The sequence below is a fragment of the Pseudomonas sp. UC 17F4 genome, assembly GCF_900101695.1.
Taxonomy (GTDB): domain Bacteria; phylum Pseudomonadota; class Gammaproteobacteria; order Pseudomonadales; family Pseudomonadaceae; genus Aquipseudomonas.
The window spans coordinates 4,603,012-4,627,531 of record NZ_FNKV01000001.1 but is presented as its reverse complement, the minus strand read 5'-3'; the positions used below and the strand labels follow the sequence as shown (position 1 = coordinate 4,627,531).

The 24,520-nt window shown below is 63.5% G+C and carries 17 protein-coding genes; 13 read left to right on the top strand and 4 right to left on the bottom strand.

The window, feature by feature from the left end:
• Positions 1-152: 152 nt before the first annotated feature.
• Both phnX and BLR26_RS21040 read right to left on the bottom strand, forming a co-directional pair.
• Positions 153-980: a phosphonoacetaldehyde hydrolase gene (gene phnX, locus BLR26_RS21045; protein WP_093385190.1), complete on the bottom strand. Its 828-nt coding sequence runs from the start codon at positions 978-980 to the stop codon at positions 153-155.
• Between the two features lie 56 nt (positions 981-1,036).
• Positions 1,037-2,143: a 2-aminoethylphosphonate--pyruvate transaminase gene (locus BLR26_RS21040; protein ID WP_093385185.1), complete on the bottom strand. Its 1,107-nt coding sequence runs from the start codon at positions 2,141-2,143 to the stop codon at positions 1,037-1,039.
• A 112-nt stretch (positions 2,144-2,255) separates the two neighbouring features.
• Here BLR26_RS21040 and BLR26_RS21035 point away from each other — a divergent pair, with 112 nt between their 5' ends.
• The 8 genes from BLR26_RS21035 to BLR26_RS21000 all read left to right on the top strand — a co-directional run bounded on the left by BLR26_RS21035 (position 2,256) and on the right by BLR26_RS21000 (position 14,353).
• Positions 2,256-3,119, top strand: a complete 864-nt coding sequence (locus BLR26_RS21035; RefSeq protein WP_045202095.1) for a LysR substrate-binding domain-containing protein — start codon at positions 2,256-2,258, stop codon at positions 3,117-3,119.
• 73 nt (positions 3,120-3,192) lie between these two features.
• Entirely contained in the window at positions 3,193-4,230 is a 1,038-nt protein-coding gene (locus BLR26_RS21030; RefSeq protein ID WP_093387621.1) for an AraC family transcriptional regulator, read from the top strand.
• Positions 4,231-4,274: 44 nt separating this feature from the next.
• Positions 4,275-8,654, top strand: a complete 4,380-nt coding sequence (locus tag BLR26_RS21025; protein ID WP_143013300.1) for an NEL-type E3 ubiquitin ligase domain-containing protein — start codon at positions 4,275-4,277, stop codon at positions 8,652-8,654.
• A 130-nt stretch (positions 8,655-8,784) separates the two neighbouring features.
• Positions 8,785-10,437 (top strand): AMP-binding protein, encoded by a 1,653-nt coding sequence (locus BLR26_RS21020; RefSeq protein WP_093385175.1) that lies wholly within the window; start codon positions 8,785-8,787, stop codon positions 10,435-10,437.
• Positions 10,438-10,449: 12 nt separating this feature from the next.
• The gene (locus BLR26_RS21015) at positions 10,450-11,217 is read left to right on the top strand and encodes an SDR family NAD(P)-dependent oxidoreductase (RefSeq protein ID WP_093385170.1); all 768 of its coding nucleotides are present in this window, start codon (positions 10,450-10,452) and stop codon (positions 11,215-11,217) included.
• An 18-nt stretch (positions 11,218-11,235) separates the two neighbouring features.
• A complete protein-coding gene (locus BLR26_RS21010; protein ID WP_093385163.1) occupies positions 11,236-12,429 on the top strand; it encodes an acetyl-CoA C-acyltransferase in 1,194 nt (397 codons plus the stop codon).
• An 8-nt stretch (positions 12,430-12,437) separates the two neighbouring features.
• A complete protein-coding gene (locus tag BLR26_RS21005; protein ID WP_093385159.1) occupies positions 12,438-13,565 on the top strand; it encodes an acyl-CoA dehydrogenase in 1,128 nt (375 codons plus the stop codon).
• 14 nt (positions 13,566-13,579) lie between these two features.
• Positions 13,580-14,353, top strand: a complete 774-nt coding sequence (locus tag BLR26_RS21000) for an enoyl-CoA hydratase (RefSeq protein ID WP_010224326.1) — start codon at positions 13,580-13,582, stop codon at positions 14,351-14,353.
• 41 nt (positions 14,354-14,394) lie between these two features.
• Here BLR26_RS21000 and BLR26_RS20995 read toward each other — a convergent pair whose 3' ends face one another.
• On the bottom strand, positions 14,395-14,598 hold the full coding sequence (locus BLR26_RS20995; protein ID WP_093385154.1) for a hypothetical protein: 204 nt from the start codon (positions 14,596-14,598) through the stop codon (positions 14,395-14,397).
• Between the two features lie 3 nt (positions 14,599-14,601).
• The gene (locus tag BLR26_RS20990; RefSeq protein WP_093385150.1) at positions 14,602-18,906 is read right to left on the bottom strand and encodes a hypothetical protein; all 4,305 of its coding nucleotides are present in this window, start codon (positions 18,904-18,906) and stop codon (positions 14,602-14,604) included.
• A 201-nt stretch (positions 18,907-19,107) separates the two neighbouring features.
• On the opposite strand from BLR26_RS20990, the gene BLR26_RS20985 reads away from it, so the two are divergent.
• From BLR26_RS20985 to BLR26_RS20965, 5 genes are all read left to right on the top strand, one after another.
• Complete coding sequence (locus BLR26_RS20985) at positions 19,108-20,628, top strand: acetaldehyde dehydrogenase ExaC (RefSeq protein ID WP_093385145.1); 1,521 nt, start codon at positions 19,108-19,110, stop codon at positions 20,626-20,628.
• Between the two features lie 110 nt (positions 20,629-20,738).
• The gene (pqqA, locus tag BLR26_RS20980) at positions 20,739-20,810 is read left to right on the top strand and encodes a pyrroloquinoline quinone precursor peptide PqqA (protein WP_009394664.1); all 72 of its coding nucleotides are present in this window, start codon (positions 20,739-20,741) and stop codon (positions 20,808-20,810) included.
• A gap of 124 nt (positions 20,811-20,934) precedes the next feature.
• Complete coding sequence (gene ercA, locus BLR26_RS20975) at positions 20,935-22,098, top strand: alcohol dehydrogenase-like regulatory protein ErcA (RefSeq protein WP_045202081.1); 1,164 nt, start codon at positions 20,935-20,937, stop codon at positions 22,096-22,098.
• Positions 22,082-23,749, top strand: coding sequence for a PAS domain-containing hybrid sensor histidine kinase/response regulator (locus BLR26_RS20970; RefSeq protein WP_093385140.1), 1,668 nt, complete (start codon positions 22,082-22,084; stop codon positions 23,747-23,749). The genes ercA and BLR26_RS20970 overlap by 17 nt, the downstream gene beginning before the upstream one ends.
• A gap of 283 nt (positions 23,750-24,032) precedes the next feature.
• Entirely contained in the window at positions 24,033-24,437 is a 405-nt protein-coding gene (locus BLR26_RS20965; protein ID WP_045202077.1) for a TraR/DksA family transcriptional regulator, read from the top strand.
• Positions 24,438-24,520 lie beyond the last annotated feature (83 nt).

Sequence of the window (24,520 nt, the reverse complement as noted above, 5' to 3'; positions counted from 1 at the left end):
AGTCGGTGAAAAGATCGTGAATTTGCGGCAATAACGACTATATCTAACACCTTTTGTCACTTGCCCGGGGCGGCATGAGCAAACAGGCAGGTCAAGTTGGGTAACTTGTCCTGCCTGTTTAGATTGCTGGGTCAATCAGCTGTGCAACGTGCTTACACGGCCTGCGGCATTTCCCCACGAGCCAGGCGCTTGTTGATATCAGCGATCACCTCTGGCAGTTCGTTGATGGTGTCGATCAGGTAGTGCGGGCGCGAGCCTGCGAACAACGCATGAATGCGCTTGCGCTCGCTATCGAGGGTGTCCGAGGCCAGGGCGCGGTAGCCTTCGTAGGTCAGTCCCAGGGCGTTGCCCGAGCACACCAGCGCTACCGTCCACATGCCGGCGCGCCGGCCTTCGAGGATGCCTGGCACGGTGTCGTCGACCTTGACGCAGGCAGCGACATCATCGATGCCCAGGGCAATCACGTTGGCCAGGGCCTGGGCCGGCCAGGGGCGGCCGTTCGGGGTTTCGTCGGTGGCCACCACGTGATCGGCGACGTAGCCGTTCTGCGCGGCCAGTGCCACCACCTTGTCCATCACCACTTTCGGATAGCCCGAGCACGAGCCGATCTTCAGACCGTCTTGGCGCAGCCCGGTGAGGGTGTCTAGGGCGCCGGGGATCAGCGCCGAGTGCACGGCGATCTTCTCGATCTGCAGTGGCATGAAGCGCTCATAGATGGCAGTGACGTCCGCGTCGGTCGGCGTGCGGCCGAACACCTTGCGGTAGCGCTCGGCGATCAGCGGCTGGTCACACAGGGTGCGGATATGGTCCCACTTGCCCATGCCCATCGGCCCGCGGGCTTCCTCGATAGACACTTCGACGTCGAACTCGGCGAACGCCTCGACAAAGATCTGGGTTGGGGCAAAGGAGCCAAAATCGACCACGGTGCCGGCCCAGTCGAGGATCGCGGCTTGCAGTTGCGTCGGGGTGTTGTAGTTCATGTTCAGGGTTCCTTGAGCGGGTGGTTGCGCTGATCGGGTAAAAAGGCTTCGGGGTATCAGATGTCCAGCACTTCCATTTCCCGCAGCACCTGAGCCACGGCATCGACCGCGGCCTGCATGCCGTCCGGGCCGACGCAGCCGATGCAGCCGACGCGGAAGGTTTCGACCTGGGTCAACTTGCCCGGGTAGAGGATGAAACCCTTGGCCTTGACCCGCTCGTAGAAGTCCTTGAACTGGTAGCGCGGATCGTTCGGGGCATGGAAGGTGACGATGATCGGCGCCTGAATCTCGGCGGGCAGGAAGCTGCGCAAGCCAATGGCGGCCATGCCGTCGAGCAGGGTCTTGCAGTTGCTGGCATAGCGCTGGTGGCGGGCCGGCAGGCCGCCTTGTTCGTTGTACTGCAGCAAGGCCTCGTGCAGCGCCGCCACCACATGAGTTGGTGGGGTGAAGCGCCACTGGCCGGTCTTGGCCATGTAGGCGTGCTGGTCATGCAGGTCCATGGCCAGCGACGGCGAGTTGCCTTCGGCGGCGGCCAGCGACTGTTTGTTGGCAAAGACGAAGCCCATGCCAGGCACGCCTTCCAGGCATTTACCGGAGGCGGCGATGAGGGCATCGAATGGCACCTGGCGGGCATCGATCGGCAAGGCGCCGAACGAGCTCATGGCATCGATGATCAGGCGTTTGCCGTGGCCGGCGATAACCGCGGCAATCTCTGCCAGCGGGTTGAGAATACCGGTGCTGGTTTCGCAGTGAATCAGTGCCACGTGGGTAATGCTGCTGTCGGCGCTCAGCAGACGGTCGACGTCAGCGGCAGTGGTCGGCTGGTCTTCGGCGGTTTCGAAGGTGCTGCAGGCGCGACCCAGCACCTTGCAGATCTTTGCCAGGCGCTGGCCGTAGGCGCCGTTGATCAGTACCAGGACCTTGCCGTCGCGGGGCACCAGGGTGCCGATGGCCGCTTCCACGGCAAAGGTGCCGCTGCCTTGCAGGGGCACGCAATGGTGGCTGTCGGCACCGTTGACGATGGCCAGCAGTTGCTCGCAGAGGCTGGCGGTGAGCTGGTTGAAGTCGCGGTCCCATGAACCCCAGTCGACCATCATCGCTTGGCGGGTACGGGCCGAGGTGGTCAGGGGGCCAGGGGTCAGCAGGATAGGGGCGTTACTCATTCCGGTAGTCCTCGCAAGCGGTGGGCTGAATCTACGGGGCCTACGTTGCAATTCCGTGCCTTATCAATCAAATTGTTTGTTGTTATGCCAGTCATAAGTCAGGCCGATAGATATGAACCTGTTCCAGCTCCGCGCCTTCGATGCCGTGGCCCGTGAGGGCAGTTTTACCCGCGCCGCCGCCCGCCTGTTCATCAGCCAGCCGGCGGTGACCGGGCATGTCAAGGCGCTTGAGGAGCACTACCAGATCACCTTGCTGCGCCGCACGGCGCGACGTGTCGAGCTGACCGAGGAGGGCATTCGCCTGGCGGCGATCACCCGCGCGATGTTTGGCCTTGCCGAAGAAGCCCAGGCGATGCTCGAGGCCAACCGCCAGTTGCTCACCGGGCGCCTGGAAGTGGCCGCCGACGGCCCGCACCGGGTCATGCCGATGCTTGCGCAGCTGCGCGCGCGGTATCCGGGGATCACTGTCAACCTGCGTCTGGGCAACGCCCAGGAAACCCTGGCGGCGCTGCTCAGCGAGCATGCCGATGTCGCGGTGATGACCGAGGTCGAGTCGCGCAAGGGCCTGCACCTGCAAAGCCTGGGCGATTCACGGATCTGCGCCTTGCTGCCGGCCGGGCATGCCTGGGCGGCCAGCGCCGAGGAATTGCCCCTTGGCGAGCTGGACCGGCAGATCATGGTACTGCGCGAACCCAGTTCGATTACCCGCCGCACCTTCGATCAGGCCTGCCGCGATGCCCAGGTGCAGCCGCGCGTGCTGCTGGAGCTCGACAGCCGCGAGGCGGTGACTGAAGCGGTAGCGGCCGAGCTGGGCATCGGTATCGTTTCGTCGCTGGAGATCAGCCATGACCCGCGGGTGGTGGCGCGGCCCATCGGCGCAGCGGGGCTGATCAACCAGCACATGATCGGCTGCCTGGAGCGACGCCGCGAACTGCGCCTGATCCAGGCGTTTCTCAGCCTGGCGGCAGCGGTATGAGGCGGGGCTGGTTTTTTCCCGGCGGGCCCCTAAGATGGCGGGCAAACACTACAGGCAAGGCGAACGACTGCTGATGGCGGAGAAAGACACCATCTCCATGCAACTGGTGCGCGAGGCGCTGCTGCAAAGCTGCGCCCCCGGCGCCGCGAGCCAGGCCCTGCTCAGTCGTGTGGGGATCGACCCCGAACAGTTGCAGCAGGCCGATGCGCGGGTGCCCGCCGGGGCCTACGCGCAGCTCTGGCGGCTGCTGGCTCGTCGTTGCCACGATGAGTTCTTCTGCATGGACCCGCGTGGCCTGCGCACGGGCAGCCTGGCCTTTGTGTGCCGCTCGTCCATGGCCCAGCCCACGTTGGGCGCCGGGCTTGAAAGCGCCCTGGCGTTTCTCGGGCTGATGCTCGAGCACCTGCAGCCGGCGCTGGTGCGCCAGCAAAGCCTGGCGGAGATCGTCATCGGCGAGCCCCGGGATGAGCCGCGCCGGGCCTTCACCTACTTCACCTTCTGGATGATTGTGCATGGCGTCGCCTGCTGGCTGGCCGGGCGGCGCATCCCGATCCTGGCCATTGAGCTGCGTTGTGCCGAGCCGCCGTTTTGCGACGATTACCGGGTGATGTTCTCGGAGAACCTGCAGTTTGACCGGCCACGCACGCGGATGATCCTTGCCGCCGATTGCCTGGACCTGCCGCTCAAGCGCACGCCGGAAGAGCTGCAGCGCTTTCTGGCCGAGGCGCCGGCCAATATTCTGGTCAAGTACCGCGACCCGGCGAGCCTGGCGCGGCGGATCAAGGAATCGCTGCGCCAGCTTCCCGCCGGTGATTGGCCGGAAACCGAGGCCCAGGCCCAGCAACTGTGCATATCGGCCTCGACCCTGCGTCGACGCCTGGCCGAGGAGGGCGCCACCTACCAGGGCCTCAAGGACAGTGTACGCAAGGAGCTGGCAATCGCCTGGCTGGCCCAGGAACAGATAAGCTTCGCCGAAATCGCCGAGCGCCTGGGGTTTGCTGACAGCAGCTCGTTCTACAAGGCCTTTCGCAAGTGGTATGGCTGCAATCCGGGCCACTATCGGGCATTGATCGGCCAGGGTGAAACGCCTCTCGCTGCCAGTGATGGTTAAGCGTTTCTAGGCTGGAGGATTGCCATTCCCCCAGGACCTTGAACGTGCCTAACCCTGCCGCCCGATCCCCAGCCACACCGGCTGCGATCACCCAGCCCGGGGTGACCGATGAATTCATCGGTCATATCCTGCCTGACTGGCTTAGAACCGCCTCCGTCGAGCAGATCAATGATTTGCGCGATGATTTCGCAAGGCTTCGGCACAGCCAGCAAGCCGTCCACGCAACCCTCGATGAACTCCAGGCGATTGATGCTTTCGCCCAGCCGTTGCTGGCAGACGCACTGCACGACAAGCTCAACTACCAGGGCAATCTCGATAGCGACCAGTGGCGTGAAGTACTGCGCGACTTCAAGCCTAGCCAGGGTATCGGGCTGCCTAGTGATGATACGATTCTGCTCACCCAGCCCTTGATGCAACGCCTGCTGCAAGGTTTTGGCGCTCGCCAGACAGCCGCCAGCAGCTACTATGCCGGGACAGCGATCGTCACTGCGGGCGAACTCGAGACAGTTTTGCTCGATGCGCCCGAAAAAGTGGCCAGCGTCTGCCGTGAGCTGGATGTGGGCAGGCGTTTCCAGCAGCATCTGGAGGATGTCTTCGCGCCGGCTGAGCAGGACCTGGCCGAGGAAAAGCGCCTGGCCCTGCAAGTGGCTGCGCGCCTCGCTCATTTGCGCGGGCAGATCGATGCGCTGGCCTACCAGATGCTCGAGCAAGTCGTCTCGGGCGCATCCCAGGTCAGCCATGGCGGGTTGGAAGTACGTATTTATCAACTGAGTGCGCTGAACTGCCAGGTCAGCGGTGCGGTGGTTTTCGAAGTGCGCGGCGACCCGCCGCAAGGGGCGCTGCGCTGGACCGAGGCCAGCCTGATTCGCGGGTTGTTGGTGTATTTTCCGACCGACCGGCAGCAGCCTTTGCGCAGTTACCGCTCCTGGTTTGCCTTCAACGTGGCACTGGCTGAGTCGCTCAAGGGGTCCGAGTCGTATCGCGCCTACTTCAGTGCGCTGATCGGTTTGCAGCAACGTGCCGGTTTTGCCCTGTTGCTGGCAACCAGACTCACCGACTCAAGCGTTGACCTGGACCTGGCGGGCACGCTCCTGCGTGGTGATCTGTTCACCGGTCTCTGTCAATTGCAGCTGGCACGGATCAAGGCCGATGCCCGGGTACTGGCGGTGCCGACCGCCGATGTCGACAGTGCGGCGACCCGAGCGTGGCGTTCTGATCTGGCTGCGGCCGGTTGGACGGCACTCAACCTGGTCGGCCTGTTCGTTCCCGCTGTGGGTGGGTTGTTGCTCGGGCATCTTGCACTGCAGACCTTGAGCGAGGTGTTCGAAGGGGCCGAAGACTGGCTGCGCGGGCATCGCGGCGAAGCACTCGAGCATCTGCTCGGTGTTGCCCAGACTGTGGCGGTGACGGTAGCGCTGGGGGCGGGTATCCATAGTGTCGGCAGAGCGTTCAAGCGCAGCGATTTTGTCCAGTCACTGTTACCGGTCACCCTCGAAAGCAATCAGCCGCGCTTATGGCGCCGGGATCTGCGCCCTTACCAGCTGGGGCGCATTCCCGCCGGCTCGCGCTTGACCGATAGCGGCCTGCACCTGGCCGACGGGCGCAGTTACCTGCCGCTACGCGGCGAAGTTTACGAAGTCCGTCGGGTACCGCAGCAAGGTCCGTGGCGCCTGGTTCATCAGCAACGTGCCGGCGCGTACGGGCCGGTCGTCGAGTTCAACGGCGAACGCGCCTGGCGCTTGCGTGATGAGTGGCCGCTGGCCTGGCAGGGCCAGTCGCATCTGCTCGAACGCCTGTGGCCCGCTGCCGGGCTGATGAGCGTGAGCGAGGTGAGTGCGCTGTTGCAGGTGGCGGCTATCGATGAAGATGAACTGCGCGGGTTACTGGTGGAAAACCGCCGGATGCCGATAGGCCTGCGCGACACCCTTGAGCGCTTCGCCCAGAACCAGCACGGTGTGTCGCTTTCTACACGGTACTTGCCTGACGACCCGCTGCTGGCAACGCTCCAGCGGGACTTCCCCACCTTACCCGACGCCTATGGCCTGGCCTTGCTTGCACAGGCCAGCGATGAAGCGCGCGCACTGCTGGCAGCCCAGGCGCGCGTACCCCTTGAGCTGGCGGAACAGGCGCGGATGCTGGCTCGGGTGGCACAACTGACTCGCGCCCGTGAAGGTCTATACCTTGGCTACGGCGGTTCGCTGGACAGCGCTCACCTGGTGTTCTATGCACTCCGGCGTTTGCCGGGGTGGCCGCAAGAGGTGAACCTGGCGTTGCATGACCGCTTTCCCTACAGCCGTTTGCTCGACCGGCTGAAGCCCGAAGACAGCCCTGGGCTGCACAGGGTCATCGTCCACCAGCAAGGCGTTTACCAGCTCTACGGCGATCAGCCAGATGGCGCTGAGGACGTCGAGCTGAGCGGGGGATTGCTACAGGTGATTGCCGCTTCGTTGAATGATGCCCAGCGTGAAGGCCTGGGATGGCAGGGGCTGCATGCGCTTGGGCAAATGCGCGCGGACCTGATTGCCCAGCTGCCGGTCGCTACCAGCGAACTGGAAGGGGTTCTGGGCCTGGCGCCGGTCCGGCGCTGGTTCAACCCGGGACATCGCCTGGCAGATGGCCGCGTAGGGTATCTGCTGAGTGGCCGAGGGGCTGCTCAGGCGGTGGCGCAAAGCATCAGCAACCGCTTGTGTGCCTTGTTTCCCGGCCTTGATGCCGAGCAGCGCGAAACCTTTATCGCCCGTCTGCGCGAAAGTGGCTCTTCAGTGCTGCTGGAGTTGCAGCGGCTCGAGCAGGAGTATCAGTTGCTCGATCAGACGCTGAGCACCTGGGAGGCCGCAGCACCTGCGCAAGCAAGTGTTAGCGCTACGGTGCTGTTGTCGCCACGCAATCGCGTGGCCGAAGCGCTGCGCCACTGCTGGCGTCGTCAAAGCGAGCCGATCATTGACGCGAACGGGATTCTCCAGGGTTATCGCCTGAGCATTGTTGGCCGGCATATCCCGACCTTTCCCAATCTGCCGGGCGAGATCAGCTTTGCTCATGTGGTCGATGTGGTCATGGTCGGCATGCGTATGCGCAGGCTGCCGGCGTCGTTTTTTCGGGCGTTTTCGAACACTCGCTGGCTGAACCTGAGCAACAACTTTTTTGACCAGTTGCCGTCCGGTCTTGAGCACATGTCGGCGTTGCGCACCCTCAGGCTGGAACATAACCACATCGCCCTGCAGGCCATGGATGTCGATGCACTGGCCCGGTTGAACCAACTGCGCATGCTGGTGCTGGACAACAACCCGCTGCGGCGCAACCTCAACCTGCGGCCTTTGCACCGTTTGCGCGAACTGAGCTTGCGCAACACCGGCATGCAAGCCTTGCCGCGCGGGTTGCTCAGCCGACCGTTCCTGGAGCAGGCCGACTTGCGCAACAATCTGATCGCCACCTTGCCCGAGCGCTTTTTCCATACCCCTGGGGTGATCCGTGACGCCATCTACTTGCAGGGCAACCCCTTGGCGCAGGCGACCTGGCAACGCCTGGCCGAGCTCGATGGCATGCAACTGCCAGAAGAGGATGAGCACGAGCTGCCGGTCGATGCTCGTGCGCTTTGGCTGGCCACCCTGGATGAGCGGGTGTACGAAGTGCGTGCGGGGCAATGGGATGATCTCGCACGGTCAGAGGACAGCGCAGGTTTTCTGCGTCTGCTCGGCGAGCTGACCAGCACTGCGGACTACCGGATGAACCGCGAGGACCTGAGCTGGCGGGTCTGGGCTCTTGTCGAAGAGGCGGTAGACAGCCAGACGCTGCGTTCGACCCTGTTCAAGCTGGCCTCAGCACCGAGGACCTGCGTCGACAGCGTTTCGGATTGCTTCAGTAACCTCGAAGTGGGTTACTTCTTGTGGCAAGCCGAGCAGCAGCCTGGCTCGGAAAACCAGGCCAGCCGCTTGCTTGGGGTGGCCAGGCGCTTGTTTCGCCTTGAGCGTGTCGAGCAGGTTGCCCGGGAGGATATCCATGCGCGTCAGGCCAGCGGCCTGGGCGTCGACGAGGTGGAGGTCAGCCTGGCCTATCGGGTTGGTCTGGCCGAGACCCTGGACCTGCCCGGCCAGCCACGTTACATGCAGTTTGGCGGGGTGGCGGGGGTAACCTCGCGTCAGCTCGACGACGCGGCCAGGACAGTACGCACAGCTGAAGCCGGAGATGAACTGCTGGACTTCATCGCTTCCCGGGATTTCTGGGTCAATTACCTGCGTGACACTTATCCGCAATCGTTCGCGGAGGTTGAAGAGCCCTTCGTCGATCGGCTGCAGGAACTGACCGACATGGCAGGGGGCGACGAGGCTGCAGTGGATGTGCTGGCGGTCGAGCGTGCCGAGAAGGTAGGGGCGTTGATTGTGGCGCTGACCAAGCCTTTGCTTGTCACAAAAGCCGAGGGTCAGTAGTAGCGTCAGGGCCAGCGGCCAAACCAGTCATCCACTTTGACAGCTTTGGCCATTGTCCCGCGCCAGCTCTGGCGCGACTATCTTCAGACCAATCGTTTTATTCCAACAATAACAAACGAGGAGTCTGGCGATGCGTGATTACCGCGCCGCGGCGCAAGGGTTCGACTACCTGCACACCGCTGCGGCTGCCCTGCAAGGCAACCTTGAGGCACTCAATGCCTGCGTCGAGTGCTGCGACCGGCATGTCGGCGGCAATCGTATTGCCCTGAACTGGGAAGGCCGCGACGGCAGCAGCGCGCGCTACAGCTTCGAGCAACTGCAACAGTCTGCCGCGCGCCTGGCCAATGTGCTCAGGGCCCAGGGTGTGGGCGTCGGCGACCGGGTTGCCGGGTTGATGCCGCGTACGGCCGAGCTGCTGATCACGGTACTGGCCACCTGGCGCCTGGGGGCGGTGTATCAGCCGCTGTTTACCGCATTCGGGCCCAAGGCCATCGAGCACCGGCTGGAGCAGTCCGCAGCCAAGGTAGTCGTCACTGAACCGCATAATCGCAGCAAGCTCGACGACGTGCATGGCTGCCCGACGGTCATCTGCGTGGGTGCTGCGCCAGGCTCCGGCGATATCGACTTTCACAGCGCACTGGCGCTGGCCAGTGATCACTGCGAACCGGTGCTGCTGGGGGCCGAGGCACCGTTCCTGCTGATGTTCACCTCCGGCACCACCGGCCCGGCCAAGCCGCTGGAAGTGCCGCTACGGGCCATCGTCGCCTTCCAGGGCTACATGCGCGATGCCATCGACCTGCGCCCTGAAGACAGCTTCTGGAACCTCGCCGATCCGGGCTGGGCCTACGGGCTTTATTACGCCGTGACCGGTCCGCTTGCCCTGGGCCATGCCACCACGTTTTTCGATGGGCCGTTCAGCGTCGAGAGCACCTGCCGGGTCATCAACAAGTACGCCATCAGCAACCTGGCCGGCTCGCCGACGGCCTACCGCCTGCTGATCGCCGCTGGTAGCGAGTTCAGCGCGCCGATCAAGGGCCGCCTGCGGGTGCTCAGCAGCGCCGGCGAGCCGCTTAACCCGCAGGTGATCCGCTGGTTTGCCGATGAGCTGGGCGTGACCATTCACGACCACTACGGGCAGACCGAACTGGGCATGGTCCTGTGCAACCACCACGGCCTGCAGCACCCGGTGCACCTGGGCTCTGCCGGCTTCGCCGTCCCCGGTCACCGCATCGTCGTGCTCAATGAACAACACAACGAACTGCCGGCCGGGCAGCCGGGCATTCTCGCTGTCGACCGCGAGCAGTCGCCGCTGTGCTGGTTTGCCGGCTACCAGGGTTTGCCGACCAAGGCGTTCGTCGGCAAGTACTACTTGAGCGGCGACACAGTCGAGCTCAACGACGACGGCAGCATCAGCTTTGTCGGCCGCAGCGATGACGTGATCACCACCTCCGGCTACCGGGTCGGCCCGTTCGATGTCGAGAGCGCGCTGATCGAACACCCGGCGGTGATCGAAGCCGCGGTGGTGGGCAAACCGGACCCGGAGCGGACCGAGCTGATCAAGGCATTCGTGGTGCTGGCCAAAGGCCAAGAGCCGAGCGAAGCACTGGCCGAGGCCCTCAAGCAGCACGTGCGTCAGCGCCTGTATGCCCACGCCTACCCACGGGAAATCGAATTTGTCAGCGAGCTGCCCAAGACGCCGAGCGGCAAGCTGCAACGTTTCATCCTGCGCAATCAGGAAATAGCCAAACAACAGGCCGCGCTCGCGTCGACCGCCAGCGCCTGAGGAACCAACATCATGCAGATTGCCAATAACAACTTCATCGTCAGCGGCGCCGCTTCCGGGCTGGGCGCTGCCACCGCGCAGATGCTCATCGAGGCCGGTGCCCAGGTCATGCTGGTCGACCTCAATGCCGAAGCGGTCGCCGCCAAAGCCTGCGAGCTGGGCGCCAGGGCGCACTTCGCGGTGGCCGACATCAGCCAGGAAGCCGCCGCCCAGGCCGCGATCGATGCGGCGGTTGCCGCCTTCGGCAAAATCCACGGGCTGATCAACTGCGCCGGTATCGTCGGCGCCGAGAAGGTCCTGGGCAAGAACGGCCCGCATGGCCTGGAAAGCTTCAGCCGGGTGATCAACGTCAACCTGATCGGCAGCTTCAACCTGCTGCGCCTGGCCGCTGCGGCCATGGCCGAAGGCGAGGCGGGCGCTGACGGTGAACGCGGGGTGATCATCAACACCGCCTCGATTGCCGCCTATGACGGCCAGATCGGCCAGGCCGCCTATGCCGCCTCCAAGGGCGCGATTGCCAGCCTGACCTTGCCGGCGGCCCGTGAGCTGGCGCGCTTCGGCATCCGCGTGATGACCATCGCCCCGGGCATTTTCGAAACCCCGATGATGGCCGGCATGACCCAGGAAGTGCGCGACTCGCTGGCCGCCGGCGTGCCGTTCCCGCCACGCCTGGGGCGCCCGCAGGAGTACGCCGCGCTGGCCCGCCACATCATTGAAAACAGCATGCTCAACGGTGAGGTGATCCGTCTCGACGGCGCCTTGCGCATGGCCGCCAAGTAATTTCAGGAGCACTCAAACATGACCCTCGCCAATGATCCGATCGTAATTGTCAGCGCCGTGCGCACGCCCATGGGCGGCCTGCAGGGCGAGCTGAAAAGCCTTACCGCTCCGCAACTGGGTGCTGCCGCCATTCGCGCCGCCGTCGAGCGCGCAGGTGTTGCCCCCGACAGCGTCGAACAAGTGCTGTTCGGCTGCGTGCTGCCGGCAGGCCTGGGCCAGGCCCCGGCGCGCCAGGCGGCGTTGGGCGCCGGCCTGAACAAGGGCACCACCTGCACCACCCTCAACAAGATGTGCGGCTCGGGCATGCAGGCGGCAATCATGGCCCACGACCTGCTGCTGGCCGGCAGTGCCGAGGTGGTGGTGGCCGGCGGCATGGAGAGCATGTCCAACGCCCCTTACCTGCTGGACAAAGCCCGCAGCGGTTATCGCATGGGCCATGGCAAGATCATCGACCACATGTTCTTCGACGGTCTGGAAGACGCCTACGACAAGGGCCGGCTGATGGGCACCTTTGCCGAGGACTGCGCCGAAAGCAATGGCTTTACCCGCCAGCAGCAGGACGATTTCGCCATCGCCTCGCTGACCCGTGCCCAGCAAGCGATCAAGGACGGCAGCTTCGCCAGCGAGATCGTCCCGGTCGAAGTCACCGAGGGCAAGACTCAGCGCCTGATCAGCGACGACGAGCAGCCGCCCAAGGCCCGTCTGGACAAGATCCCGCAGCTCAAGCCGGCCTTTCGCGAAGGTGGCACGGTGACCGCGGCCAACTCAAGCTCCATCTCCGATGGCGCGGCGGCGCTGGTGCTGATGCGCCGCTCCCAGGCCGAGAAGCAAGGCTTGAAACCGCTGGCGGTGATCCATGGCCACGCGGCGTTCGCCGACACCCCGGCGCTGTTCCCCAGCGCCCCGATCGGCGCCATCGACAAGCTGATCAAACGCACCGGCTGGAACCTGGCAGAGGTCGATCTGTTCGAAATCAACGAAGCCTTTGCCGTGGTCACCCTGGCGGCGATGAAGCACCTGGACCTGCCCCACGACAAGGTCAACGTGCATGGCGGCGCCTGCGCCCTGGGCCACCCGATCGGCGCTTCCGGCGCGCGCATCCTGGTTACCTTGCTCGCAGCCCTGCGTCAGAAAGGCCTGCATCGCGGCATTGCCGCCATCTGCATTGGCGGCGGTGAAGCCACGGCCATGGCCGTCGAGTGTCTGTACTGAGGTGCACCATGCTAATCAATGACGAACAACAGCAAATCAGCGACGCGGTGCGTCAGTTCGCCCAGGAGCGCCTGCGCCCGTTTGCCGAGCAGTGGGACCGCGAGCACCGCTTCCCCAAAGAAGCCATCCAGGAGATGGCCGAACTGGGCCTGTTCGGCATGCTGGTGCCGGAGCAGTGGGGCGGTAGTGATACCGGCTATGTCGCCTACGCCATGGCCCTGGAAGAAATCGCCGCGGGCGACGGCGCCTGCTCGACGATCATGAGTGTGCACAACTCGGTGGGTTGCGTGCCGATTCTCAAGTTCGGCAGCGAGCAGCAGAAGCAGCAGTTCCTCACCCCGCTGGCCAGCGGCGCGATGCTCGGCGCCTTCGCCCTGACCGAGCCGCAAGCCGGCTCCGATGCCAGCAGCCTGAAGACCCGCGCCCGCCGAGATGGCGATCACTACGTGCTCAACGGCTGCAAGCAGTTCATCACCTCCGGGCAGAACGCCGGGGTGGTGATAGTGTTTGCGGTAACCGACCCCGGGGCCGGCAAGCGCGGCATCAGTGCCTTCATCGTGCCCACCGACTCGCCGGGTTACCAGGTGGCACGGGTCGAGGACAAACTCGGCCAGCACGCCTCCGACACCTGCCAGATCGTCTTTGAAAATCTGCGCGTGCCGGTGGCCAACCGCCTCGGCGAGGAGGGCGAAGGCTACAAGATCGCCCTGGCCAACCTTGAAGGCGGGCGTATCGGCATTGCCTCGCAGTCGGTGGGCATGGCCCGCGCCGCCTTCGAGGTAGCACGTGACTATGCGCGCGAGCGCGAAAGCTTCGGCAAGCCATTGATCGAACACCAGGCCGTGGCTTTTCGCCTGGCCGACATGGCCACCCGCGTTGCCGTGGCCCGGCAGATGGTGCTGCATGCCGCGGCGCTGCGCGATGCCGGGCGTCCGGCGCTGGTCGAAGCGTCGATGGCCAAGCTTTTCGCCTCGGAAATGGCCGAAAAGGTCTGTTCGGATGCCTTGCAGACCCTTGGCGGTTATGGCTATCTGAGCGACTTTCCGCTGGAGCGCATCTACCGCGATGTGCGGGTCTGCCAGATCTACGAAGGCACCAGCGATATTCAGCGCATGGTCATTGCGCGCAATCTTTGAAGGGAGCAGCTTGCATGTCATTTGAAACCATTCTGTTGGACATCCACGGCAAGGTCGGCCTGATCACCCTCAACCGACCGCAGGCGCTCAATGCCCTGAACGCGCAGATCGTCGGCGAAATCAACCAGGCCCTGGACCAGCTCGAAGCCGACCCGAACATCGGTTGCGTGGTGCTGACAGGCTCCGCCAAGGCCTTCGCCGCTGGCGCCGACATCAAGGAAATGGCCGACCTGCGCTACCCGCAGATCTACGTCGATGACCTGTTCAGCGACGCAGACCGCATTGCCAACCGGCGCAAGCCGATCATTGCCGCGGTGTCGGGTTTTGCCCTGGGCGGCGGCTGCGAGCTGGCGATGATGTGCGACTTCATCCTCGCCGCCGACAACGCCAAGTTCGGCCAGCCGGAAATCAATCTCGGTGTGCTGCCGGGCATGGGCGGTACCCAGCGCCTGACCCGCGCCGTGGGCAAGGCCAAGGCCATGGAACTGTGCCTGAGTGGGCGTCTGATGGGCGCCGAGGAAGCCGAGCGTGCCGGACTGGTGGCGCGTGTGGTGCCGCAAGCCGAGCTGCTGGAAGAAGCGCTGAAGGTGGCGGCGACCATCGCCAGCAAGTCGATCCCGATGACCATGATGGTCAAGGAAAGCGTTAACCGCGCGTTCGAGGTCAACCTGGCCGAGGGCGTGCGCTTCGAGCGCCGGGTATTCCATGCAGCCTTCGCCACCGAAGACCAGAAGGAAGGCATGGCGGCGTTCATCGCCAAGCGTGAGGCGCAGTTCAAGGATCGCTGAGATTGATCGGGCGCTGTTGCCAGCGCCCGTTTTTTACTGCATCACTCCTTGAAGAACCATTGCCGGGCCGCCGCCAGGCTTATCGGCCCGCGGTGCACCAGCTTGTTGCTTTCGACGAACTGCCCGCGGTCATAGCGCTGACTGGCAAGCTTCAGGTGTGCGGCCTTGAAGTCGTCGATTGCGGTGTTTTCGGCCGCGTAGTGAAAGTGCGCATACCACAAGGGTTTGTTGGCGTGCAGCACCACGTATTAATCCAGGTAATCCTGAGCCCAGTCCCGGGTGCTGGCCAGCGGCTTGCGCCTGACCAGGCGCTTGAGTTTCACCTGGCCCTTGCCCAGCAGGTACTCCAGTTCGCGCATGCTCGGCGCTTGCGCCAGGGCCGCCTCTGTCCTCAGTTGCGCGCCGGTCTGCAACAGTTCATTGGCGACGTCATCCAGCAACTTGATCTGCAAGGCAGCATCGGTGTTGTCGGCGGCCTGATCGGTCTGGTTGCTTTGGGTCAGGGCGCGTTCGATGGCTTGACGCTGAGCGAGCAGTGACCGTTGTCGGCGTTCGGCGATCTCCTCAATCTCGACCGGCAGGTAGGTGCTTTTACCCTGGCGCTTGAGGCGCTGGATGTCTTGCCTGGCGAGTGCCGCAAGGCGCATGCCTTCCCTCAGCAAAGCGCTCAGCTCGGCGTCTGCGACCTGTGGCAGTAGCGCTTGTTCGACAGCCAAGGGCTCCCAGCTACCTGTCTGCGGGTCTTCTCGGTAGGACGCGCGGACGCTGTCATCCTGCGGGTTGTGAATGTCGACGATACCTTCACTGTTGCGCCGCTGTTGCCCCAGCAGCACGCCTTCATCGCGGGTTTCGATCAGCCCCGGCACTTGCCGGTGCAATTGACGCAGGCTGCTGCGCTCAAGCAGTGGCTGCGGGTATTCGGCAAGGTCGGCGCGGGTTTCCTTGAGCATCAGTGCCATGTCGGTTTCGAGCCTGGACACCAGGCTATTGGCGGCTTGCTGCCCGGGCAGCAAACTCTTCAGGTTACCCAGCTGGCGCAGCGCGGTATCGAAGTGGCGCTGGATGTTGTCCAGCACCCGGGCATGAACTTCTATCTCCTCGCGGCTCAGTGCCAGCAAGTTCATGCGTTGCAGCATGCCCTGCTCGATATTGCGCCAACTGTGCTCGAGCCAGTAATCGCTTTCGCTGGAGTCTTCGTCTGTCTCCACCAGCCGCAAGCGATTACTCAGCACTTCGCTGCGCAGGGTGTACCAATACAGCCGCGATGCGGGGCGGATGGCTGGTTCGTCGAGGCTCAGTTCCATCACCTGGATTGTGGGTTGGCGAATGCTGGACAGCTTGTGCAGATGCTCGCGGGTGGCGGTAAGGGTTTGGTGATGGTCGATCAACTTGCCGATCAAGGGATCAACCTGGTCGAGCAGGCTGGTTTGCAATGAATGTTCGTGCGTACCTGCATCAGGCAAGGCGCCTTCGGCGTCTTTCACCGTCTGGACAAAGCGCTGGCGCAACGGTTTGTACAGTTTGCCCAGGGTCGCAATCACGGACAGTTCGCAACGCGCCCGTTCAAACAGGGCTTTTGCCCGCAGGGTTTTGTATTGATTGAGCGGGCGCTTTTCATTGCGCTCGTGCAGTGTCCGCAGGTGTTGTTCAAAGTCCTGTGACAGCGCTTCCATCTTGTCCAGGTAGCCTTGCAGGATGCGCGGGTCAGTGTCGTCGCTGATCTGCCGGGCAAAATTGTGCAGCCGCTGTTGGCTGGCCAGGGCGGCGCTTTGCTGGGTGCGTAATGTCTCATCCAGGTTGTCGATCGACTGCTGCAGGTCGGCAGACGTGAGGCGATTGCGCAGCGGCTGGCCACCGCGCAGGCGCAAACGCAGATCGAGCGTCCAGCGCCGGGCTTCGTCTCTTCTCAGCCATGGTCCGCTAACGATGCGAGGCTGCTTGACGCCGGCATCGTATTGCACGGGGTAGGCGTGAGTACCCTGGGCGAAGTACAGTTGCTCGTTGTGCAGGTAAAGGCCCTGCAGTGCGCCGTTGGCAATGGGGCTACCGAGCATGGAGGGTGCCAGCGGGCTGGCCAGGCGCTCAAGCTGGAGTTTTTGTTGCGTCGTCAGCTGGTGGTCGGGACGTGCCCAACTGAAGTTCAGTTCGGCCTGTGGCGCCGGCAGTACCTGGGTGCTGGGAACTCTGACCGGCTTTGGCCCATCGCCAGGGTGCGCCGGCGTCTCGGGTTTGATGCCCAGGCGGCGGGTGGCGTGCACGAAAAGGACCATGGCGATGTTGACCAGCAAGTCGGCGAACGCTTGGCGATGCTTGCCGGGGCTGGCCTTTTCATCGCTCTCGAGCAGGCGCTTGGCACTGTCGATGACCTGGATCATCCAGGCAACCTTGGCGACGCCACCCTCGAACAAGGGCAGTAAGGTGTTGAACATCAACCATCCCAGTTGCTTCCAGGCGTCCCAGCGCGACTGTGCGCTGCTGGTCGAGTGGCGCCTGGCCCGTTCGACCAGCTCCCGGGCGCTGGCCTGGTAGATCAGCTGGTGTACTGCGCCTTTGGCCAGGGCCATATCCAGACGGGCAGGTGCCGGTGTCTGCAGCCGTTCGAACTCGGCGCCGGGAACAAAGCGGTGGATATGCGGTTCGCGCAGGCCGCCATTGGCATAGATCGGGCGCGTATGTTCGGGCAGGCGCTCGAGCAGGTCATCCTGCAATGGGCCGCTGCTGGCGAAGGCATCGAACAGAGCAATCCGGTCGTGAAACTCCAGCAACGGTTCGCTATGCAATGGCCGATAGAGCACGCAGGGGCCCTGCCTGACGTCACTCGTTTCGATCAGCCAGGCATTGAGCAATGTATCGCCCGTAGCACCGGTTGAGCGCAACAGGGCCATGGGGCGCAGCACCCAAATGCCCGGCTCTGCCAGGCCAAACAGCGCATCCACCGCCTGGCACGCGGCCAGGCTCAGACGCTTGTCACGCAGATGCAGCTCCAGCGCCAGCAGCGGAAGCTGGGTTTTTAGCTGTGTGCAGAACAGCGTTTGCCTGGTTTGAAACTGCGCAGGTTCATCCAGAAGCTGCTGTTGCAAGGTCTGCGGATACATCGCACCCATATCCAGTTCACGTACCAGGGATCGAACATAGTGCTCGTTCATCCACTCCGGCAGTCGGGCACCGTTGACCAGGTGCACGCGCACGGTGCCTGCTGCCAGCACGCCGAGGTTGTCGATGGCCAGCTGTGCAAGGGAAAAGCTGACGACCTTGATGGCGCCATCGGTGATCAGGCTGCCCTGCCCGGGGATGGCGCTGGCGATGACCTGGCGATTGCTGATCAACACGTCCTCGGCGTTAAAGCCTGCGCCGGGGTGATCCTGCGCGATCCTCGCGTCCAGGACCTTGCAGGCGAATGCTTCGGCGGTATCGATATCATCGCGCCAGGTTTTGCCGCCAGCAGTTTTGTGTGATTGGGCCTGATCGATCAACAAGGTGCTGTAGCGAATGGCCAGTTCACTGTCGAGCAGCCAGGTCGGCAACAGGAGCGCGATCTTGTTCTGGCGTTCCAGTTCCTCGGCCGTACACAGGTCCAGCATCGAGGTGGAGCGATCAAGGGTGGCATTGAGTGCTTGCGCTTGCTCATGGGTTCTTGAAGCCAGGGCGATGATTTCGATCAAGCGCAATTGTTGCTTGAGAAATCCGCCTGCCTGAACTTCGAACGCCGAGGTGCTTGTCGGGGTGAATTGCGTGGGTGGCGCTGCGCTAAGCAACGATCGTGGCCAGCTTCTGGCGAGCATGTCGAGCAAGCCCTGGGGGGACTCGAAGGGCGCCAGCGCACCTACCAGGGTAAACAGGACCGTCACTTGAGGCTTTGGTGGGTCGGGGAAATCCTCGATCAGTAAAGCGCTGGACAGGTCGGCATCAATGACCTGGGCCGAGGTCAGGTCGACTGTCAGTTGCTGGACGCTGTAGCCCTGCAGGTTGGCGTAGCTGCTGCGTTGTTGCGCAGTTGGAAACGCGGTAACGACCCCGGCGCTCGCCGCTTGGTCGGCGCTCAGCGTGCCGGCGCTCAGGGCTATCTCGATAGCGTCTTTCATCAGCCTTTGCAGGTAGCCGGCATACCAGCCCCAGGGTGTTTCACCGCGCTCGTCACTCTGGCTCCAGAACTCGACCAGCGCCTGCAGGAAGGCTTCAAGGATCAACGGGCCACACTCGTTGATCAGCAGCTCTAGGGCGTGCAGGTCGACATCGAGCAGTGCGTCGTGGCCTTGTTGAGGATACCGGCTCAGACAATCTTCGTTGCTGTCCAGGTTCAAGGTACTGCCCAGGCAATAGCGCTCGATCAGCACTTGCGGCAACTGGCGGATATGCACCTGCGCGCCGTGCTGGCTGATCAGATAAAGCGTCAGCGGGTTGTGCTGCAGTGACAGCCCCCGCTGGTCCCAATGCTCAAGCAGAAGCTGCCCGGCGACTTCGAGCAGGGCGGGGCGCTTGACGAAACGCTTGGCTACCGCGCAGCTCAAGGTGGCCTGTTCGGCGATGGACTGATGGGGGGACGAGGCGGTCATCTGGCGAGGCTTCCAAAAAAGGGAGGCTCCATATGACCTGCGCACACGCATGAGCAGGCGGTATTCGGGTAGCACCCAGGCGTTACTACCAATTGACGAGACGGTACCTGCCAAGGGCCGATTCGCGCCTGCCGTGCGCCTGCTTACCATCGAGCCAGCTGCCTGTCATGCCGACAGGCCCGCACCGCACATGAGGTCCCGATGATCTACGCAGCCCCTGGCACCGCTGATGCCCTGATCAGCTTCAAGGCCGTTTACGGTAACTACATCGGCGGCGAATTCGTCGCGCCGCTGACCGGCCAGTACTTCAGCAACGGTTCGCCGGTCAATGGCCAGACGATTGCAGAGTTCCCGCGCTCGGGCGCGGCCGACATCGACCTGGCGCTGGACGCCGCCCATGGCGCCGCCGCTGCCTGGGGCCGCACCTCGGTGCAGGAACGTTCGCGCATCCTGTTGAAAATCGCCGATCGCATCGAGCAGCACCTCGAAGTGCTGGCCCTGAGTGAAACCTGGGACAACGGCAAGGCCATCCGCGAAACCCTGAATGCCGACGTGCCACTGGCCGCCGACCACTTCCGTTACTTCGCCGGCTGCATCCGCGCCCAGGAAGGCAGTGCCGCCGAGATCAACGAGCACACCGCGGCCTACCATTTTCATGAGCCGCTCGGGGTCGTCGGGCAGATCATTCCATGGAACTTCCCGCTGCTGATGGCCGCCTGGAAACTCGCCCCGGCCCTGGCCGCCGGCAACTGCGTGGTGCTCAAGCCGGCCGAGCAGACGCCGCTGTCGATTACCGTGTTCGCCGAACTGGTCGGTGACCTGCTGCCGGCAGGCGTGCTCAACATCGTTCATGGCTTGGGCCGCGAAGCCGGTGAAGCCCTGGCCACCAGCAAGCGTATCGCCAAGATTGCTTTCACCGGCTCCACCCCGGTCGGTTCGCACATCATGAAATGCGCCGCCGAGAACATCATTCCGTCGACCGTCGAGCTGGGCGGCAAGTCGCCGAACATCTTCTTCGAAGACATCATGCAGGCCGAGCCGGCCTTCATCGAGAAAGCCGCCGAAGGCCTGGTGCTGGCGTTTTTCAACCAGGGCGAAGTGTGCACCTGCCCATCGCGGGCGTTGATCCAGGAGTCGATCTACGAGCCGTTCATGGCCCAGGTCCTGAAAAAGATCAGCCAGATCAAGCGCGGCAACCCGCTGGACACCGAGACCATGGTCGGCGCCCAGGCATCCGAGCAGCAATACGACAAGATTCTCTCCTACCTGCAGATCGCCCGCGAAGAGGGCGCCCAGGTGCTGACCGGCGGTGACTGTGAGCGCCTGGGTGGCGACCTTGCCAGCGGCTATTACATCCAGCCGACCCTGCTCAAGGGCCACAACCAGATGCGTGTATTCCAGGAAGAAATCTTCGGCCCGGTGGTCGGCGTGACCACCTTCAAGGACGAAGCCGAGGCATTGGCAATTGCCAACGACACCGAGTTCGGCCTGGGCGCCGGGGTCTGGACCCGCGACATCAACCGCGCCTACCGCATGGGCCGGGGCATCAAGGCCGGGCGTGTGTGGACCAACTGCTACCACCTGTACCCGGCCCACGCCGCGTTCGGTGGCTACAAGAAATCCGGGGTCGGCCGCGAGACCCACAAGATGATGCTCGATCACTACCAGCAGACCAAAAACCTGCTGGTCAGTTACGACGTCAACCCGCTGGGGTTCTTCTGAGGGCCCGGATAGGCTGAAAGAAACGCTTCCAAAGTAGCATTCGACCCGCACCGGCAACGGTGTATTAATAGGTGCACCGCAATCCTGTGGTGCCAGAAGAGGATGGACCTATGTGGAAAAAGCCTGCGTTCACTGATCTGCGTATCGGTTTTGAAGTGACCATGTACTTCGCCAATCGCTGATCCCTCTTGCGCCGGTCGCTGCTTGCAGCGGTCGGCGCTCCTGTTTCTGCCCGCCGATGGTCTGATTGCAATCGATGCGGGATGCTTTAGGCTGGCGCTATTACAACAAGAACAGAGGCGTCCCATGAGCCCGAAGCTGAGCCAGTTGCGCAAGTTCGTCTCCCCGGAAATCATCTTCGGCGCCGGTTGCCGGCATCATGTCGCCAACTACGCCAAGACCTTCGGCGCGCGCAAGGTTCTGCTGGTCAGTGACCCCGGCGTGATCGCCGCCGGCTGGGTCGGCGATATCGAAGCCAGCCTGCAGGGCCTGGGCATCGATTACTGCCTGTACACCGAGGTATCCCCCAACCCGCGGGTTGAAGAGGTAATGGCCGGCGCCGAGCGCTACCGCAGCGAACAGTGCGACGTGATCGTCGCCGTCGGTGGCGGCAGCCCGATGGATTGCGCCAAGGGCATCGGCATCGTGGTTGCCCATGGCCGGCACATTCTCGAGTTCGAAGGGGTCGACACCATTCGTGTGCCAAGCCCGCCGCTGATCCTGATCCCGACCACCGCCGGTACCTCCGCCGACGTTTCCCAGTTCGTGATCATCTCCAACCAGCAGGAACGCATGAAGTTTTCCATCGTCAGCAAAGCGGTGGTGCCGGATGTGTCGTTGATCGATCCTGAGACCACCCTGAGCATGGACCCGTTCCTCTCCGCCTGTACCGGCATCGATGCCCTGGTGCATGCCATCGAGGCGTTCGTCTCGACCGGCCACGGGCCGCTGACCGACCCCCATGCGCTGGAGGCCATGCGCCTGATCGACGGCAACCTGGTACAGATGATCGCCAACCCCGACGACATCGCCCTGCGCGAGAAGATCATGCTCGGCAGCATGCAGGCGGGGCTGGCGTTCTCTAACGCGATTCTCGGTGCCGTGCATGCCATGTCCCACAGCCTGGGTGGCTTTCTCGACTTGCCCCATGGGCTGTGCAATGCGGTGCTGGTCGAGCATGTGGTGGCGTTCAACTACAGCGCCGCGCCAGAGCGGTTCAAGGTGATTGCGCAAACTCTGGGCATCGATTGCCGGGGCCTGAGCCACAAGCAGATCAGCCAGCGTCTGGTCGAGCACCTGATCGCCCTCAAGCGCGCCGTGGGCTTTCATGAAACCCTCGGCCTGCATGGCGTTGGCCTCAGTGATATTCCATTCCTGTCCCAGCACGCCATGGATGACCCGTGCATCCTCACCAACCCGCGCAGCTCCAGCCAGCGCGACGTCGAGGTGGTGTATGGCGAGGCCCTCTGAACCGGCGGGCGATGCCCTGGCCGGGCTGCTGGGGCTGAGCAACCACACCGTACGCAAAAGTCATTACCCGGAACTGGCGGTGCGCCTGGAAGAGCTGGAAGCCGAGCGCAATCGCTACAAGTGGCTGTTCGAGCACGCCGTGCACGGTATCTTCCAGGCCAGCCTCGAAGATGGCATGCGCGCCGCCAACCCGGCGCTGGCGCGCATGCTCGGGTATGTCGACGCCCAGGCCCTGGTGCTGTCGCGCAACGACCTGGCCAGCCATCTGTTCGCCGGCGGCCAGGATGAACTGCTGGCCATCGCCCAGGTACTGCAGCGCGAGCAGGCGCTGATCGGCTATGAGACCCAGCTACGCCGGCGAGATGGCAGCCATATCGACGTGCTGATGAACCTGCTGCTGCGGCCCGACGAAGAGGGCGTGGTCGAAGGCTTTGTCGCCGACATCACCGAACGCAAGCAGGCCCAGGCGCGCCTGCAGCAACTTAACGACCAGCTCGAGCAGCGGGTCGCCGAGCGCACCAATGAGCTGATCGAGGCGCGCGACGCCGCGCAGGCGGCCAATCGCAGCAAGGACAAGTACCTGGCGGCGGCCAGCCACGACCTGCTGCAACCGCTCAATGCCGCCCGGCTGCTGATCTCGACCTTGCGCGAGCGATCGCTAGCGAAGAGTGAACAGCAACTGGTCGAGCGTGCCCACCAGGCCCTTGAAGGCGCGGAGGACCTGCTCACCGACCTGCTGGATATCTCGCGGCTGGACCAGGCGGCGATCAAGCCCGACCTCGAGCTGTACCGCCTGGATGAAGTGCTGGCGCCGCTGGCCTCGGAGTTCCAGCCCGTGGCCGAAGCCGCCGGGCTCAGCCTGCGCCTGCGCAGCGCGCGCCTGGCGGTACGCACCGACCTGCGCCTGCTCACACGGATCCTGCGCAACTTCCTCAGCAATGCCTGCCGCTACACCGAGCACGGAAGCATTCTGCTCGGCGCGCGGCGCCGGGGCGAGTACCTGCGTCTGGAAGTCTGGGACAGCGGCCGTGGCATTGCCGCCGATCGATTGCAGTCGATCTTTCTTGAATTCAACCAGCTGGATGTTGGCCGCGCCGCTGATCGCAAAGGCGTCGGGCTGGGGCTGGCGATTGTCGAGCGGATCGCGCGCATTCTTGATTACCCGGTGCAGGTCCGCTCATGGCCGGGACGCGGCTCGGTGTTCAGCATCGATGTGCCATTGTCGAGTGAGCAGCCCAGTGAGTTGCCGCCATCGACGCTGGTGCTGCCCAGTGTTGGCGACCCATTGCCAGGGCGCCGGCTTTTGGTTCTGGACAATGAACTGAGCATCCAGCAAAGCATGGCCGCGCTGCTGCAGCAATGGGGCTGCGAGGTGCTTACCGCCAGCGACTATGCCAGCGCCCTGGTGGTGCTCGACGGCCGGGCGCCGGAGCTGATCCTGGCAGATTTCCATCTGGACCACGGCGTAACCGGTTGCGAGGTGGTGCGCGATTTGCGTCGCCATTTCGCCTGCAGCATCTTTGCCGTGATGATCACCGCTGACCGCAGCGACCAGAGCCGCCGGGCCATGCAGCGCCTGGGCGCACCCTTGCTGAACAAGCCGGTGAAGCCTGGCAAGTTGCGCGCGGTGTTGAGCCAGTTGCTCGGTTGAGGGGATCTTTGTTACAAGGTTTTTGTCGGAGAATGACCGTTTGTCCCCGGGAAAGCGCCTGCGCCGCGGTTTTTTTGTTATAAACCAGCGCCGGGGGAGGGCCTGCAGGGCCTTTTCGGTCATTTGCACCGTCATTTCTGTTGCCCAGTGTGGATCTCGGCCTTAGACTGCCGCCCCCTGTAAATTGAGTGCCGGATGGTGCTTGAAGAATTCCGCTGCTGGCGAGCTGTTCGCCAGGAGCACCCGATTCGCCTTAATGCACGTATTTTTTATAGAGAAATCAATGACAAAGGAAAAGTTGCTGGCCATGCCGGCCGATGACTACATGAACGCTGAGCAACTGGCTTTCTTCACCTCGCTGCTGCAGCAGATGAAGGTCGAAATCCATGAGCGCATCGAGCAAAGCCGTGTAACCATCGAAAGCCTGGACACGCCTGCCGATCCTGCCGATGCCGCCTCGGTCGAAGAAGAGCGCCATTGGTTGGTCAATACCATCGACCGTGACCAGCGCCTGCTGCCGCAGCTGGAAATGGCCCTGGGCCGCATTGCTGACGAGAGCTTCGGCTGGTGCGACGACAGCGGTGAGCCGATCGGCCTCAAGCGCCTGCTGATCAGCCCGACCACCAAGTACTGCATCGAAGCTCAAGAGCGTCACGAGCAGATCGACAAGCACCAGCGCCAGGCCTGACCCGCGCAGGTGTCACCGCAAACCCCCGCAGAGCGATCTTCGGGGGTTTTGCTTTTCTTGCCCTGTATCAAGGGCACCGGTCT